The sequence below is a fragment of the Pseudarthrobacter sp. MDT1-22 genome (assembly GCF_054511035.1).
In genome coordinates this window covers 15,490-32,129 of record NZ_JBTNDK010000034.1, presented here as the reverse complement: position 1 = coordinate 32,129, position 16,640 = coordinate 15,490, and the positions used below count along the sequence as shown (strand labels likewise).

Sequence of the window (16,640 nt, the reverse complement as noted above, 5' to 3'; positions counted from 1 at the left end):
ATCCAGTCAATTCAACCAATTCAATACAATAAATTGGTATCAACAAACTTGGCACACTATTGAGTTCTCAAACAACAGACACACCCGGCACCACCACAACCAACATATCGGCCGTGGATCGCTCCGGAGCAACTTTTCAAACTTACCCGCTGGTCTCACTCTTGTCAAACCGGCATCCGCGACGTTCTCAGCCTGAGGCTTTCGTGTCGGTTTTTTCGGTCTGACTCCGTGGAGCAGCGCGGAAATAAACTCTACCACCACTTTGCCGGGATGGCCAACCAAGCCCCGAACAGCCCCCTGAACCCCCACCCTGAGGGCGGCAAAAAGCCCGGAATCTCAAGGAATTCCGGGCTTTTCGCCGCGCACTTAAGAGAGCGGGTTCACACTTTTCGGTCCGCCGGCCGCCAAGGGAACGGGTTTGAAGTACGCCGCACCCAGGGGCGGCAGCGTCACGGTCAACGATGCCGGCTGGCCATCAAGCCCTTCGTCCAGGGCAATCAGCTCGCCGCCATTCAAAACACCTGAACCGCCGTAGGCCGCAGCATCAGTGTTGAGCACTTCGGTCCAGGCCCCGGCAGCGGGAACGCCGAGGACATAGCCCACATGCGGCCCGCCGGAGAAGTTAACGGCGCACACCAACGGATTGCCGTCCTTGTCCCAGCGGACAAACGTCAGGACATTGCGGTCGGCGTCCCCACCGTTGATCCACTGGAAACCACCGGGCTCGTTGTCCCGAGCGTAGAGGGCCGGCGTCGAGCTGTAGAGCTCGTTGAGGTCCTTGGTGAGGAGCTGCAATCCGCGGTGCGCCGGAATGTCGGCCAGGTACCAGTCCAGTCCATGCTGCTCGGACCATTCAGCCTCCTGGCCGAATTCGGTGCCCATAAAAATGAGCTGCTTGCCCGGGTGCGCCCACTGGTAGGCAAAGAAGGCGCGCAGGTTGGCCAGCTGCTGCCAGCGGTCCCCCGGCATCTTCCGGAGCATGGAGCCCTTGCCGTGCACTACTTCGTCGTGGCTGATGGGGAGCAGGAAGTTCTCGGTGAACGCGTAGACCATCGAGAACGTCAACGTACCGTGGTGCCACTTCCGGTTGATCGGGTCCTCGGAGGCGTACTTGAGGGAGTCGTGCATCCAGCCCATGTTCCACTTGAGCCCGAAGCCCAGGCCGCCGTGGCTTGTGGGGGCGGTGACACCGGGGAAAGCCGTGGACTCTTCGGCGATCATCACCGCGCCCGGATGGGTCTTGTAGACGGTGGCGTTGACTTCCTGGAGGAAGGAAATGGCTTCCAGGTTCTCGCGTCCGCCAAAGCGGTTGGGCGACCACTGCCCGTCTTCGCGCGAATAGTCCAGGTACAGCATCGAGGCCACCGCATCAACCCGGAGTCCGTCGATGTGGAACTCATCAAGCCAGTACAGCGCGTTGGACACCAGGAAGTTCCGCACCTCGGTGCGGCCGAAGTCGAAGATCAGCGTTCCCCAGTCAGGGTGCTCGCCCAGGTTCGGGTCGGCGTGCTCGTACAGGGGTTCGCCGTCGAACTGAGCCAGTGCCCAGGCATCCTTGGGGAAGTGCGCCGGAACCCAGTCCAGCAGCACGCCGATTCCGGCCTGGTGCAGGGAATCCACCAGGTACCGGAATTCGTCCGGATGGCCAAAGCGCGACGTCGGCGCAAAGTAGGACGTCACCTGGTAGCCCCAGGAGCCGCCGAAGGGATGTTCGGCCACGGGCATGAACTCAACGTGCGTGAAGCCCAGCCACTTGACGTAGTCCACCAACTCTTTGGCGAGCTCGCGGTAGCCCAGGCCAAGGCGCCAGGATCCGAGGTGGACCTCGTAGGCGCTCATCGCCGAATTGTGCGGGTCACGCTGGGCGCGTGCCGCCATCCATTCGGCGTCCTTGAAAACGTAGGACGGTTCCACCACCCGGGACGCCGTCAGCGGCGGGACTTCGGTGCCGAAGGCCAAGGGGTCCGCCTTTTCGACCCAGTGCCCGCTCTTGGACTTGATCTCGAATTTGTAGCACGCCCCTGCTAAAACGCCGGGAAGGAAGACTTCCCACACGCCCGAGGATCCCAGCGAGCGGAGCGAATTTTCGCGGCCGTCCCAGGCGTTGAAGTCACCTTTGACGCGGACCGCCTGCGCGTTCGGTGCCCAGACGGCAAAGGAGACGCCGTCAACATCGCCGAGGGAGGACTTGTAGTGCTGGACGTGCGCGCCCAGGACTTCCCAGAGCTTCTCGTGCCTGCCCTCGCCGATCAGGTGCAGGTCCACTTCACCCACGGTGGGCAGGTAACGGTACGGCTCATCCACCGTCAGGGGCGCGGCACCGGCGTAGGTGACTTCCAGCCGGTAGTCGGGGACGTGGCCGGCCTGCAGCGGTTCGAGGACTGCCACCCATACCCCGTTGTTTTCGTGGGTCATGGGCACTGAGCCCACGGCAGTCACCACGCTCACTGCCTCCGCGAGGTGCTTAAGCGTTCGGACCGTCACATGGCCGTGGTCGTCAAGGTGGGCGCCGAGCACTGAGTGCGGCGCGTGGTGTTCGCCGTTCGCCACGCGGGCCAACGTGTCCGGGTCCACGTGAAGAGGCACCCGGGGCCGGTCTGTACGTGCTGAGCCTGTCATTTTCATACCTTCCGATGCTGCTCCGGCCTGATCGCCGGAGCCTTTAACGCTGAGGAGACGCCTGGACGCATTCGTTGGAATGGCCAGCCAGTCAGGTCTGTTCCGCAATTCATATACGACTTCATAAAGGGCCTTGTCCAGCCACAATGCCACAAAGAGCGGTGAAGTCCGGTCGATGGTGCCGGGTGTGACTGCGGCATAGCCGGCAAGGAACGCGTCCGCGCAATCATCGACCCAGGACGCCGGAACGCGCGCACCCTGATATTCGCGTTCCGCCGCGCCTGCCGCATAGTCGAAGGAACGCAGCATTCCCACCACGTCCCGGAGCGGAACATCGGGGAAGTTGCGTTCGGCGATGGGCCGCAGTGGCTCACCTTCAAAATCAAGGATGGCCCACCGGCCGGGCTGGCCGCCGTGGCCGGGGACCTGCAGGATCTGGCCGAGGTGGAGATCGCCGTGGATCCGCTGCAGCGGCCCTGCGGGCACGCCGTCGAGCTCGCCAAGCAGAGCCCCTAGCGCGTCGTCGTAAGGCCCGACGGCGGCACTGGCTTCCGCCCATGCCTGCCGGACCCGCTGGGCTACTCCTGGCGCAATGAGCTGACCCGGGGCCGGTTCAACCGCTGTGCCGAGTGCTTCCGCCAGCCGCCGGTGGACTGTGGCTGTGGCAGCGCCCAGGGCATGCGCCTCGGCGGTGAAATCAGCACCGGTGCGCGCGGCATCCACGGCAAGGCGCCAGGCATCGCGGCCGCCGGCGAGGAATTCGTGGGCTACGGCAAGCTCGCCCTGCGATGGCTCCTGTGCCGGGAGCCCCGATGACGCCGGCGCTTGCCATTCCCCGCGGACCCACCCCAGCGTGGCCGGAACCTCGAAGGTGCCCTGGGCCGTCAGTGCCGCCCCTACCTCGACCTCAGGGTTGATCCCTTCGGAGAGGACACGGAAGAATTTCACGATCGCCGCGGACTCGCCGTCGTCAACAATGACAGAGCTGTTGGACTGCTCGCCGGACAGGACTTTGACCATTCCGTGGGCGGTAGGCAGTCGGTGCTCCGACCGGGTGCGGTGGCCCGTCGCCGAGCCCGTGTTCGAGCCCGCTTCGGACCGGATCAGCTCCAGCCAGGAGGACACAAAGGATGGATCGTGAACGGCGTCGTAGATCCAGGCCATGCCGGCCTCGGGAGCCTGGCCTACCAGTGCCCGCTCCGCTCCGGCAAGCGGACTTGCCCGGTAACTCAGCGGGACCTGGACCACGTCAGTCCGGAGACCGCCGTCGGCCGTCCGGGAGGAAACAGCCAGCAGGAAGATCTCCAGCCGGGCCTGCCCGGCGGCATCTTCAAGGCTCAGGCTGCCTGCCTGTTCCAGCGAAAAATCGGCTGTCTTCACGGGGAACCACCGCTGGCGCGGAAGCCATTCGCGGAGGACGGCGCTTAGTGGGGCTGTGAGGGTGGGCTGGGCCATGTCAGTTCTCGATGGACAGGATGGGCAGTGCCTGCGTGTACGGGGAGGCTGGATTGGACGTCGCCGAGCGGACCCGTAGCCAGAAGAAATCATGGCTTCCCAGGGTCAGCGTCAGTGATCCGTCGTCGTCGATCCCGGGGAACGGCTGACCCCCGAACACATCGCGCAGCCCGCGGCCGGCAAACTGCGGAATCCGCAGTTTTGCCGCGACGGGGTGCTGCGAAAGGTTGAAGGCGCACAGAATGGTTTCGCCGGGCAGCCCTGCAGTGTTGTCATCCGACAGTTCGCGAAGATACGCCACCACGGCGTCGTGGTCGGCTTCGACATGTTTGAACGCGCCCAGCCCGAAGGCAGGGTGGTTCTTGCGGACGCTGAGGATCTGCCGGGTCCAGCGGAGCAGGGAACCGGAGTGGGCGGCCTCGGCTTCCACATTGGCCATGCCGTAGCTGTACACCAGCGACTGGATGACCGGCAGGTAGAGCTTGCCGGGATCAGCGTTGGAGAATCCTGCGTTCCGGTCCGGGTTCCACTGCATGGGGGTGCGCACAGCATCGCGGTCATCGAGCCAGATATTGTCCCCCATGCCGATCTCGTCCCCGTAGTACAGGAACGGGCTGCCAGGCAGTGACAGCAGCAGGGCATTGATCAGTTCGATCTCGGCCCGGGAATTATCCAGCAACGGTGCAAGCCGGCGCCGGATCCCGATGTTGGCGCGCATCCGGGGGTCCGGGGCATACCAGCCCAGCATCGCCGCACGCTCGTCGGCCGTGACCATCTCCAGCGTCAGTTCATCGTGGTTGCGCAGGAACGTTCCCCACTGCGCCCCTTCGGGGATCTCCGGGGTGTCATGCATGGTCTCGATGATCGGAGCGGCCTTCTGGTCCCGCAGGGCGTAGTAGAGGCGCGGCATGATGGGGAAATGGAAGGCCATATGGCATTCGGGCTCTTCCGCTGTTCCGAAGTACTCCACCACCTCGTTGGGCGGCTGGTTGGCCTCGGCGATGATGACGCGGCCCGGGTAGCCTTCATCCACCATGGCCCGCAGCTTGCGCAGGAAGTCATGGGTGGCCGGCAGGTTTTCGCAATTGGTCCCCTCTTCCTCGAAGAGGTACGGGATGGCGTCCGCCCGGAAACCGTCGATGCCCTGGTCCAGCCAGAAACGGACCACGTCAAAGAGCGCTTCGATGACCTTGGGGTTCTCAAAGTTCAGGTCAGGCTGGTGGCTGAAGAAGCGGTGCCAGAAGAACTGCCGGCGGATGGGGTCGAAGGTCCAGTTGGACTCCTCCGTGTCCACGAAGATGATGCGGGCGTCCTGGTACTTCTCGTCAGTGTCGCTCCACACGTAAAAGTCGCCAAAGGGACCGTCCGGGTCCTTGCGCGATTCCTGGAACCAGGGGTGCTGGTCCGAGGTGTGGTTCAGCGGCAGGTCAATGATGACCCGGACGCCGCGGGCATGGGACTCGGCCACGAGCCGCTTGAAGTCGCTGATGGTCCCGAACTCATCCAGGACGGAGTTGTAGTCCGAAATGTCATAGCCGCCGTCACGCAGCGGCGACTGGAAGAACGGCGGCAGCCACAGGCAGTCCACGCCAAGCCACTGTAGGTAGTCCAGCCGGTCGATCAGGCCGGAGAAGTCGCCCGAACCGTCGCCGTTCGCATCCGCGAAGGCCCGCACCAGCACCTCATAGAACACAGCTTTCCGATACCAGAGCGGATCGTGGGCCAGGCCAGGGGCGTTCAGCTCAAAGGTGCTCTTGGGGGTGAAATGCTGGCTGGAACTCTGCGGGTTAAAGCTCACTGATGCAATCTCCTCACGCTCAGGATGTGGGCGGGTTCAACGTGCGCGTCCAGGCGGACGTAGTTGTATTCGCCCCATTCCCAGGATTCACCGGAAATGAGGTCATCCACCCGGAACCCGCCGTTGGGCGACAGATCCTCGGGGTCCAGTTCCAGCGCAGCCAGATCCAGTGAAATAGTGCTCTCCCTGATGGCGTGCGGATCAACGTTGACCACCACAATGATGGTGTCCTTGGTGCCGTCCGGCAGGGTCTTGTGCTTGGAGTACACCACCGTGGCGTCGTCGGTGCTGTGGTGGACCGTGAGATTCTGCAGGTCCAGCAGCGCCGGGTGGTTGTGCCTGATTGCGTTGAGCCTGGTCAAGTACGGCGCCAGGGTCCGGCCTGAGGCAGCGGCAGCGTCCCAGTCACGGGCTTTGTATTCGAATTTCTCGTTGTCGATGTACTCTTCCGCGCCGGGGCGGGCAACATGCTCATAAAGTTCGTAGCCGGCATAAACGCCCCACAGGGGGCTGGCGGTGGCGGCCAATGCGGCGCGGATCTTGAACGCCGCCGGACCGCCGAACTGCAGGTATTCCGTGAGGATGTCCGGCGTGTTGACAAAAAAGTTGGGCCGGAAGTACGCCGGCGACTCGTGGCTGACCTCCGTGAAGTAGGTTTCGATTTCCTTTTTGGTGTTCCGCCACGTGAAGTAGGTGTAGGACTGCTGGAAGCCCGCCCGGCCCAGGGCGTGCATCATGGCAGGGCGCGTGAACGCTTCCGCGAGGAACACTACGCCAGGGGTCTTCTTGTTGACCTGGCCAATGATCCATTCCCAGAACCACACCGGTTTGGTGTGCGGATTATCCACCCGGAAGATCTTCACGCCATGGCTGACCCACAGCAACACGACCCGCAGGATTTCCTTCGCAAGCCCTTCCGGATCATTGTCGAAATTGAGCGGGAAAATGTCCTGGTATTTCTTGGGCGGGTTTTCCGCGTACGCGATGCTCCCGTCAACCCGGGTAGTGAACCATTCCGGGTTGGACTGCACCCAGGGGTGGTCCGGCGCGGCCTGCAGCGCCAGGTCCAGGGCGACTTCCAGGCCCAGTTCGTTGGCGCGGGCAACAAAGGCGTCGAAGTCCTCGAACGTGCCCAGTTCCGGGTGGATGGCGTCGTGGCCGCCCTCCTTGGCGCCGATGGCCCAGGGCGAGCCGGGATCATGCGGGCCGGCAATCAGGGTGTTGTTGGGGCCCTTTCGGTGCTGGATACCGATGGGGTGGATCGGCGGCATATAGAGAACGTCGAAGCCCATTTCCGCCACCGCGTCCAGCCGCTTCGCCGCGGTCCTGAAATTCCCGGACGTCCATGCCCCGGTGGTGGCGTCCCTGACGGCGCCTTCGGACCGGGGGAAGAATTCGTACCAGGCTCCACGGCCTGCGAGATCGCGCTCCACCAGCAGCGGGAACTGCTCGGAAACGGTGATCAGTTCGCGGATCGGCTGGCGGTCCACCACGGCGGCGACGTCCGCGCCGAAGCCGGCTGCCAGACGCTCCTCATCGGTGAGGGACCCGTTGCCCAGAATGGAAGACGCCATGCGCAGGGTACGCCGGTCCGACGCATTGCGGGAGGCGTCGGCGGCCGCCTCCGAGAGCAGCGCCGATCCTTCGGCGAGCATCAGCTCAACGTCGATGCCTGCCGCCACCTTGACTTCGGCGTTGTGGTGCCAGGTTCCGTAGCGGTCGTGCCAGGCCTCGATGAAAAACGTCCAGTTTCCAACGGCCGACGGCGTGAGGATGCCCTCCCAGCGGTCGGTACCGAGGCCGCGTTCCCCCCTGGGCGGCGCCAGCCTGACGCGCTGGCGTTCCTTCCCGCGGGGATCCAGGAGGACCGCGCTGACACCCAGTTGGTCATGCCCCTCCCGGAAGGCCGTGGCGCCCACCACAATTCCCTCCCCCGGCAGGGCCTTGGCAGGATACTTCCCACTCTCCACCACAGGCTGCACTGCAGTGATCGGAAAACGGCCAATTCTTAGCCCGTCGGTGATTTGGCCGTTCGGCTTTTTCTTTGAGGCGGCAGGGGTTACTGAGTTAGTCGTCACAGGCTCGACGTTAGCGAGAAATGGTCCAGATTGCTAAGCCTGCGCTGCTTTTTGTCGCGGCGATTCGACTTATCCGCCACGCCAACTGTCATTTACCTAAAAGAAAGCCAAAGCAGTTCCAGACGTTGATGTTGTCGGTTAGTGTGGCGCAGGTGAAGGCAATCCGCAGATTTACCGTCAGAACAGTCCTCCCGGAACCCATCAGGCCGCTGGCCCTGTTGGCCACCAACCTCCGCTGGTCCTGGCACCGGCCCACCCGTGAACTTTTCGCTGGCCTGAACCGCCGCATCTGGGAGGAATCCGGCCAGGATCCCGTCAGTTTCCTGGGCCGGGTCAGCCGCGAAGAGTTCCAGCGCCTCGCCGCCGACCCCTCGGTAGTGAACCAGGTCCGCGCCGCCGCCGAGGACCTTGACCGGTACCTTGAACAGCCCCGCTGGTACCAGAGCCTGGGCGAGGATGCCCCGGCCGCCATCGCGTACTTCTCCCCCGAATTTGGCATCACCGAAGTCCTGCCGCAGTACTCCGGCGGCCTGGGCATCCTGGCCGGCGACCACCTCAAGGCCGCCTCGGACCTGGGTGTGCCCCTGATCGGCGTTGGCCTGCTGTACCAGGCTGGTTACTTCAAGCAGTCACTCTCCCGCGACGCCTGGCAGCAGGAAACGTACCCGGTACTCGACCCTGACGGCCTCCCCCTCACTCTGCTTCGTGAACCGTCCGCCGACGGCAACGGCCGGCCTTTGCAGATCTCACTCCCGCTCCCCAACGGGCGCCGGCTGCTGGCACACATCTGGCGTGCCGACGTCGGACGCGTTCCCCTCTTGCTGCTGGACTCCAACGTTCCCGGCAACGACGACGCCGCGCGCGGCATCACCGACCGCCTCTACGGCGGCGGCGGAGACCACCGGCTGCAGCAGGAGCTCCTGCTGGGCATGGGCGGAGTCAAGGCGCTGCGCGCGTACCAGCAGCTCACCGGAACCGCCGCGCCCGAGGTGTTCCACACCAACGAGGGCCATGCCGGCTTCCTGGGGATTGAGCGCATCCAGGAACTGATGGCCGGCGACGCCGCCCTCAGCTTCGACGAAGCCCTCGCCGCCGGCCGGGCGTCCACGGTCTTCACCACCCACACTCCCGTTCCCGCCGGCATCGACCGTTTCGAGATTTCCCAGATCCACCACTTCTTCCAGGCCGGGCTTGCGCCCGCGGTACCCGTGGACCGGATCCTGGAACTGGGCCGGGAAAACTACGCCGACGGCAACCCGTCAGTCTTCAACATGGCGGTGATGGGACTCCGGCTGGCACAGCGGGCCAACGGCGTCGCCAAGCTCCACGGCGAGGTATCCCGCGGGATGTTCTCGGCCCTGTGGCCCGGGTTCGACCACTCCGAGGTGCCCATCACGTCCGTCACCAACGGCGTGCACGTGCCCACGTGGGTCGACGGGCGCATCTCCCAGCTCGCGAGGGAACAGTTCGGCACCGAGGCCGAAGCCCTGGGCCGCTGGGACCTTGCCTACAACGTCAGCGATGCCGACGTCTGGGCGCTGCGCCGTGAAATGCGCACAGCGTTGGTGGAGGACGTACGCCGCCGGCTCCGGGCTGCGTGGAAGAAGCGCGGCGCCGCCGACGCCGAGCTGGGCTGGACCGACAACGTTCTGGACCCCGACGTGCTGACCATCGGCTTCGCCCGGCGCGTCCCCACCTACAAGCGCCTGACGCTGATGCTTCGCGAGCCGGACCGGCTCAAGGCGCTGCTGCTGCATCCGGAACACCCGATCCAACTGGTGATCGCCGGCAAGTCCCACCCGGCAGATGATGCCGGGAAGAAGATGATCCAGGACCTGGTCCGCTTCACGGACGACCCCGAGGTCCGCCACCGCATCGCCTTCCTGCCGAACTACGACATCGCAATGGCCAGGACGCTGTTCCCGGGCTGCGACGTGTGGCTCAACAACCCGCTCCGCCCCCTGGAGGCCTGCGGTACGTCGGGCATGAAGGCCGCCATCAACGGTTCGCTGAACCTTTCTGTGATGGACGGCTGGTGGGATGAAATGTACGACGGCGAGAACGGCTGGGCGATCCCCACCGCCAACAATGACGCGTCCCCCGAAGAGCGGGACGACATCGAGGCCGCGGCACTGTATGAACTCCTGGAAACCCAGGTGGCGCCACGCTTCTACGGGAACACGGTGTCTGACAGCGCCGGTGCTGCCGGACCGTCCACCACGGGCACCGAGAAAGTCCCGACGCACTGGGTGTCAATGATCAAGCACACGTTGTCCCATCTGGGACCGGCCGTTTCCGCGGAGCGCATGCTGCACGACTACGTCAACGTGCTCTACCGGCCCGCCGCCGAGGCCGGACGCAGGGCCGTTGCCAACTCCTACGCCCAGGCCCGTGTGCTGGCGGCATGGACTGCCAAGGTACGTTCGGCGTGGCCTCTGCTGCACGTCGAACATGTGGACTCCGTGGGCGTTTCCGAGGACCCGCAGATCGGGGACACCCTGCAGGTGAACGCCTACATCGCGCTGCACACCCTCTCACCGGAGGACGTGTCCGTGGAGGTGGCTTATGGCCGTGCCGAGGAAAGCGACACCCTGGCGGACGTCACCCTGATGGAGTTGAACTCGAAAGAGGACCTGGGCGAGGGGCGCCACCTGTTCAGCGGCTCGCTGGTCATCGACCGCTCCGGTCCCTTTGGCTACACCGTCCGCGTCCTGCCACGGCACGAGGCATTGGCTTCCAAGGCGGAGCTGGGGCTGATCGTCAACGCCTGATCCGTTTCCAGATATCCGGCGTTCGTTTTGTGGCAACTGCGCGGCGGTTGTCGACGTTAGTTACAGGAGGACGGCCGTGACCGCGAGGTCACGGCCGGCGTAGCTTTCGGCATCCTGGAGGACCTCGCAGATGATCCCGAAGGACCTGTCCCCCCGGAACGCCGCGGCCACCTGCCAAAGGATTGTGACCGGCGCGCTACCGTTCTCGCCGATGCTGTCCGCGAAATCGTGCAGGGAGTCGTTCAGGGCGTCCATGTTCACGCCATAATGTTCAGGAAAGGCGAGCACTCCGCCGAAGGTTTCCAGGACAGCCTTCTTGCTGTCGGCGGCGGGGACCACCAGGCTGCGGCGGCCGTCGTCGGCAACCTGTTCCTGAAGTTCTTCGATGGTCCAGGTGTCGGCGGAGTAAATTTTCATGAGGGTGTTCAGCCGCCTTCTGCGATGAATTTGAACGAGTCGTAGTGGTCCTGCGTGTAGTATTTTTCGCCCTCGGCGCCGGTGACGATGCGGCGGGCTCCCCGGTCGGATTCACCCGGGGTGGGCACGGTGTACTCGCGGTAATAGCCTGAGCCCTGCCGCGGGAGAATGCGCTCGAAGTTGCCGAACGTCTTGTTGTCCTGGCTGTAGCCGTAGGGGCCGCCGGCACGGATGGCAGCGAGGGTAGTCCGCGCTTCGGCCGGCAGCTGGGATTCCTTGATCGCGGGCAACCCGGACGGGTTGGCGGGGACTACCGCCGGGGCCGGAACCTCCGCAGGACCCTGGACGGGAGCGCCCGGGACCGGGGCCGCGCTGGAACTGGCTGCCGGCGTCGTACTTCCCGTTAGAGTCTCAAGGAGCCCGGGGCCGCCGAAAGCGAACGCCGCTATGGCCAGCAGCCCGGTCAGCAGCAGGGCAATGGAGCGGTTGCGCAATTTTGGTCCCCTCCGCAGTTACGTGCGGTAGATGTTAATCGAGTTCGCCTCGATGCTGTCCGTCTCGCCGGACGCCACGCGGCTGCCCTGTCGAAGCTCGTGAAGCGGCGACGTTGTCAGCCGGAGTTCGAACATCCTGCGGGGCGTTCCGTCGTCGTTCTTGAGTTCCGGAAGGGTGATGTTCACGTCGGAGCCGCTGCCGTTGACCACTACGAGGCCCGCCAGCGTGCCGTCGTCCGAGCCAAGCAGGAGCTGCATGACCCGGTGCCGGGGATCATTCCACTGATCCATGGACATGGGTTGTCCGGCGTGATCAAACCAGTAGATATAGGACTGCTCATCCCGAGAGGGAAAATCATGGGGTTGGCTTGCCAGGAACTCCTTGCGCAGCCGGACGTAGCGCTTTGTGCTGCGGAGCATCTCTGCGGATTCCGGCGTACGCGTCCAGTCGAGCCATGCCAGTGGGTTGTCCTGGCAATAGGCGTTGTTGTTTCCCTGCTGCGTGCGTGCCAGCTCGTCGCCGGCGGTGATCATGGGCACACCGAGCGAAATCAACAGGGACGCCATGAGGTTCCGTCGGGACTGCGACCGCTGCGCCAGGATGCTCTCGTCCTCGCTCCGGCCTTCGAAACCGTGGTTGTAGCTGCGGTTGTCCCCGTGCCCGTCCCGGTTCTGCTCGCCGTTCGCCTCGTTGTGTTTTCGGTCGTAGGACACAAGGTCGTTGAGCGTGAAGCCGTCGTGTGCCGTGATGAGGTTGACCGACGCCAGCCTGGAACGGCCCGACGCTTCAAAGAGCCCGGCAGACCCGGACAGGGCATCAGCCAGCCGCGCCACGGACCCGCCCTGCCCGCCGGCTTCGATGGCCGCCCGGTCGGCAAGCCAGAAGGAGCGGACGCCGTCCCTGAAGTGGTCGTTCCAGTCAACCCAGCCGCCCGGGAACCGTCCCGTCTGCCAGCCGCCATAGCCGACGTCCCAGGGCTCGGCGATCAGTTTTACGTCAGACAACACGGGATCGGCGGCCACAGCCACCAGGAACGGGTGGCGGGGATCAAACTCGTTGTCCGCGTTCCGGCAGAGCGTCACGGCCAGGTCGAAACGGAAGCCGTCGATGTGGAATTCGTCCACCCAATACCGGAGGGAATCCAGCACCAACTGGACCACCCTGGGCTGGCCGAAATTCAGGCTGTTGCCGCAGCCCGTAGTGTCGATGTACTTCCCGTGGCCATCCGTTCTGTAGTACGTGTCCTCACCGAGTCCGCGGAAGCTAATGGCCTGGCCGTCCGGGCCGCCCTCGGCAGTGTGGTTGTAGACGACGTCGAGAATCACTTCCAGCCCTGCCGCGTGGAGCAGCTTGACCATTCCCTTGAACTCGTCCTGGACGGCGTGCGGTCCGGCATCCCGCGCCGCCTGCGTCGCATAGGCTGCCTGCGGTGCGAAAAACGCGGCCGTGTTGTAGCCCCAGTAGTTGGTCAGGCCGAGGTTCTGCAGGTGCAGCTCATCGAGGTGGAAGTGCACCGGGAGCAGCTGGACAGCGGTAATGCCCAGGCTCTTGAAATGCTCGATGATGGCCGGATGAGCCATTCCGGCGTAGGTGCCACGCAGCTCCTCGGGGACATCGGGATGCAGCATGCTCTGGCCGCGGACATGAGCCTCGTAGATGATGGTGTTCCGCCACTGCGTCCGGGGACGTTCGTCGGTGCCCCAGTCAAAATCGCCGGCCATCCGGACGCTCGTCAGGAAACCCTCCCGCTGGTCCACCGCCCGGCCGTAAGGATCGAGCAAAAGAGGCTGCCCGCCGTCGTCGTCCAGGTCCACGATGGGGACCGCCAGCGGCAACGGGTCCGCCTTGGACGTGGCACGGAAACCGTACAGCGATCCGTACGGGAAATCCTCAACAATTCCATGGTGCACGCCGTGCGTGACATTGGGCAGGGTCTGCAGATGCCACTCGCTGCCCGGGGCCTTGTAGGCAATCTCAAGGTTCTCCACGGCCGGGGCGTACACGGCGACGTTGGCGCTGGACTGCACGCCGTAATCCGCTCCCGATCCCGGGCGCGGGACGCTGACACCTAGCGGATATGCCGAAGAGGCATCCCTGGTGGAAGCGGTATCGAAAAGCGGCATGACCATCACGTCCATGGTAGCGGCCAACGGCTGTTGAGCTGCACCGGCGCTTTTATGACGTCACCCGGACCCACCGCAGTCCAACGCACTCGCAGTTTTCGCGCCTTAAACAGAAACGCTCTCTCACCAGTTCAAGTTGACCGGTGGGAGAGCGTTTCTGTTAAACCCACCAAAGGTGAGAGAGCGTTTGGCAGGACGACGATACAGCCGTTGCGGCCGTTTTGCCAGGGAGCGCATCGCCGACCAGAGCCGAAGAAGGCCGCCCGCGGCCGAATGAGGCAACGGGAGGTGTCTAAGCGACGGCAAAGCGGTCGCGGCGGCGACCCCGCTGCCGTGCCGCCTCCCGCACCGAGGACTACTTGACGGCGCGCTGCCTCGAGATTTCGTACAGGGAGATGCCAACGGCCATGGAGGCGTTGAGCGATTCCATGGCGGAGTTAATCGGGATGGAGACGATCTGGTCGCAGTTTTCGCGGACCAGGCGGCTCAGGCCCTTGCCCTCGGAACCGACCACAATGCAGACGGGCTCGGCGGCCAGGGTGAGGTCAGGCAACGAAACGTCGCCGTCGCCGTCGAGCCCCAGGACAAAGATGCCCATGTTCTTGAACTGCTTCAGGGCACTGTTCAGGTTCGCGGCGCGTGCCACCGGAACACGCACGGCAGCGCCGGCGCTGGTCTTCCAGGCCGAGGCTGTGACGCCCACGGAGCGGCGTTCCGGGACGACGACGCCGTGGCCGCTGAAGGCCGAGACGGAGCGGATGATGGCACCAAGGTTGCGGGGGTCCGTGATGCCGTCCAGGGCAACGAACAGCGGGGCGTTGGATACGTGGCCCTTCTTCCAGCGGTCCACGGTTTCCTCGGCCAGGTCATAAGCGTCCTGGTACTCGTACGGCGGGATCTGCAGGACCAGGCCCTGGTGGATGGCGTCATCCGTCATGCGGTCAAGTTCGGGCTTGCCGGTCTCGAGCAGCGGGATTCCGCGTTCGGCGGCGATCTTCAGCGACTCCTTGACCCGGTCATCCATTTCAATCCGGATGGCGATGTGCAGGGCCTTCGCGGGGATCCCGGCGCGGAGGGCTTCCACCACGGAGTTACGGCCGGTGACGACTTCCTCGGTGGCGCGGCCCTTGGGACCCGTGCGGGAGGCGCCGGCGCTGCGGGCACCCGTGCCGCGCTTGGCGGCCGAACGTTCGGCAAGCTGCTTGCTCTTGTGCGCCTTGTGGTACGGGCGGTCCTCCGCCTTGGGCGTGGGACCCTTGCCTTCCAGGGCCTTACGGCCATGACCACCGGTTCCGATGGTTGGCCCCTTCTTTGCTTTGACCGACCGGCGACCGTTGTTGGCCATGATTTTCCACCCTTGATTGTTTGACTGAGTCTGCTTACCAGTCTACTGAATCAAGTAAAATCGCCCGTTCAGTCCCGTTGCAGGCTCCAGGTAGCGCCGTTTGGGCCATCTTCGACGACGACGCCGGCCGCCTTCAGCGTGTCGCGGATGGCGTCAGAGGCAGCCCAGTCCTTGGCGGCCCGGGCCTGGGTGCGGGCAGCAAGCTGGGCTTCCACCAGGACGTCGAGGGCGGCCGATTCCCGGGTGTCCGACGCCGGGCCGGACGCCACCGCATTCAGGCCCAGGACCCGCAGCATGTCATGCACGCTGTGCAGCGCCTGCTGTGCGTCCTCCAGCTTCCCCTCCGTCAAGGCAGTGTTGCCGGCACGGACTGTTTCGTGGACCACGGCGAGGGCCTGCGGCACGTTGAGATCGTCATCCATGGCGTTCTCGAACGCCTCGGGAACCTTGCCATAGGTGGCGAAGGTGTAGTTCCCACCGGCAGCGAGGGCCCGAACGGCGCGGCTGATGAAGCCGTCAATGCGTTCGACGGCGGCCGCGGCCTCGTCGAGCGATGTGGGGCGGTAGTCCAGCACTGAGCGGTAGTGGGCCTGCCCGAGGTAGTAGCGGACCACCCGCGGCGACGCGATGTCCAGCATCTCCGAAGGGCTTATGGTGTTGCCGATGGACTTGGACATTTTCTCGCCCTGGTACGTGACCATGCCGTTGTGCATCCAGAAGTTGGCGAACCCGTGCCCTGCGGCCTGGGACTGCGCCATTTCGTTTTCGTGGTGCGGGAAGCGCAGGTCCAGTCCGCCGCCATGGATATCAAATTCGGTGCCGAGGTACTTGGTGACCATGGCGGAGCATTCCAGGTGCCAGCCCGGACGTCCGGCGCCCCAGGGCGAGGCCCAGCTCGCCGTCGTCGGCTCTCCTTCTTTGGAGCCCTTCCACAGCGCAAAGTCGCGGGGGTCCTTCTTGCCGCGGGGATCCGCGTCCGGGGCGCCCTGCATGTCGTCAATGTTCTGGCGCGTCAGTGACCCGTACTTGTCCCAGGACCGCACGTCGAAGTAGACGTCGCCGGAATCGTCCGGCGCCGGGTAGGCGTGGCCCCGGTCGATCAGCTGCTGGATCAGCTCATGCATTTCGGGGATATGGCCGGTTGCCCGTGGCTCATAAGTGGGCCGGGAAACGCCGAGCGTGTCGTAGGCCTGCAGGAACGCCTGCTCGTAGCGGTAGGCCAGGGCCCACCATTCCTCCGCGCGGACAGCGTCCGGTCCGGCTTCGAAGTCCGGGCTGAACGATTCGGCAGACTTGGCGAGGATCTTGTCGTCGATGTCCGTGACGTTGCGGACCGCGGTGACCCGCAGCCCCCGGTACTCGAGCCAGCGGGTGAGCTGGTCAAAGGCGATCGCCGAGCGGATGTGGCCTACGTGCGGCATGCCCTGCACGGTTGCTCCGCAGTAGTACAGGCTCGCTTTTCCGGGGACGAGGGGAACGAAGTCACGGACTTCGGCGGACGCGGTGTCATAGAAGCGGAGAGTCACCGCTCCAGATTAG

The 16,640-nt window shown here is 64.6% G+C and carries 9 protein-coding genes; 1 reads left to right on the top strand and 8 read right to left on the bottom strand.

Annotated features, from left to right (window positions below):
- Nucleotides 1–366 precede the first annotated feature (366 nt).
- Genes ACX80M_RS18800 through ACX80M_RS18790 form a run of 3 tightly spaced genes read right to left on the bottom strand, consistent with a single transcriptional unit; the run spans nt 367 to nt 7,950 of the window.
- Entirely contained in the window at nt 367–4,074 is a 3,708-nt protein-coding gene (locus ACX80M_RS18800; RefSeq protein ID WP_252599703.1) for a 1,4-alpha-glucan branching enzyme, read from the bottom strand.
- A gap of 1 nt (nt 4,075) precedes the next feature.
- The gene (gene treS, locus ACX80M_RS18795) at nt 4,076–5,872 is read right to left on the bottom strand and encodes a maltose alpha-D-glucosyltransferase (RefSeq protein ID WP_252567160.1); all 1,797 of its coding nucleotides are present in this window, start codon (nt 5,870–5,872) and stop codon (nt 4,076–4,078) included.
- Nucleotides 5,869–7,950 carry an alpha-1,4-glucan--maltose-1-phosphate maltosyltransferase gene (locus ACX80M_RS18790; RefSeq protein ID WP_459310146.1) on the bottom strand — a complete coding sequence of 694 codons (2,082 nt, stop codon included), beginning with the start codon at nt 7,948–7,950 and terminating at the stop codon, nt 5,869–5,871. Before ACX80M_RS18790 ends, treS begins: the two co-directional genes overlap by 4 nt.
- A gap of 152 nt (nt 7,951–8,102) precedes the next feature.
- Between ACX80M_RS18790 and glgP the strand changes: the two genes are divergently transcribed.
- On the top strand, nt 8,103–10,721 hold the full coding sequence (glgP, locus tag ACX80M_RS18785; protein WP_252599704.1) for an alpha-glucan family phosphorylase: 2,619 nt from the start codon (nt 8,103–8,105) through the stop codon (nt 10,719–10,721).
- Nucleotides 10,722–10,781: 60 nt separating this feature from the next.
- Here glgP and ACX80M_RS18780 read toward each other — a convergent pair whose 3' ends face one another.
- The 5 genes from ACX80M_RS18780 to cysS form a co-directional block, all read right to left on the bottom strand.
- On the bottom strand, nt 10,782–11,138 hold the full coding sequence (locus ACX80M_RS18780) for a barstar family protein (RefSeq protein WP_252599705.1): 357 nt from the start codon (nt 11,136–11,138) through the stop codon (nt 10,782–10,784).
- A gap of 8 nt (nt 11,139–11,146) precedes the next feature.
- A complete protein-coding gene (locus tag ACX80M_RS18775; protein WP_252599706.1) occupies nt 11,147–11,632 on the bottom strand; it encodes a guanyl-specific ribonuclease in 486 nt (161 codons plus the stop codon).
- Between the two features lie 18 nt (nt 11,633–11,650).
- The gene (glgX, locus tag ACX80M_RS18770; RefSeq protein ID WP_252610861.1) at nt 11,651–13,762 is read right to left on the bottom strand and encodes a glycogen debranching protein GlgX; all 2,112 of its coding nucleotides are present in this window, start codon (nt 13,760–13,762) and stop codon (nt 11,651–11,653) included.
- Between the two features lie 349 nt (nt 13,763–14,111).
- A complete protein-coding gene (rlmB, locus tag ACX80M_RS18765; RefSeq protein ID WP_252599708.1) occupies nt 14,112–15,101 on the bottom strand; it encodes a 23S rRNA (guanosine(2251)-2'-O)-methyltransferase RlmB in 990 nt (329 codons plus the stop codon).
- A gap of 68 nt (nt 15,102–15,169) precedes the next feature.
- Complete coding sequence (gene cysS, locus ACX80M_RS18760) at nt 15,170–16,627, bottom strand: cysteine--tRNA ligase (protein WP_252610859.1); 1,458 nt, start codon at nt 16,625–16,627, stop codon at nt 15,170–15,172.
- Nucleotides 16,628–16,640: the final 13 nt, after the last annotated feature.

Excerpts from the sequence above, each read along its gene's own strand:
- ACX80M_RS18800 (WP_252599703.1), bottom strand. The coding sequence starts at position 4,074 with ATGGCCCAGCCCACCCTCACAGCCCCACTAAGCGCCGTCCTCCGCGAA.
- ACX80M_RS18780 (WP_252599705.1), bottom strand. The coding sequence starts at position 11,138 with ATGAAAATTTACTCCGCCGACACCTGGACCATCGAAGAACTTCAGGAA.
- glgX (WP_252610861.1), bottom strand. The coding sequence starts at position 13,762 with ATGGTCATGCCGCTTTTCGATACCGCTTCCACCAGGGATGCCTCTTCG.
- rlmB (WP_252599708.1), bottom strand. The coding sequence starts at position 15,101 with ATGGCCAACAACGGTCGCCGGTCGGTCAAAGCAAAGAAGGGGCCAACC.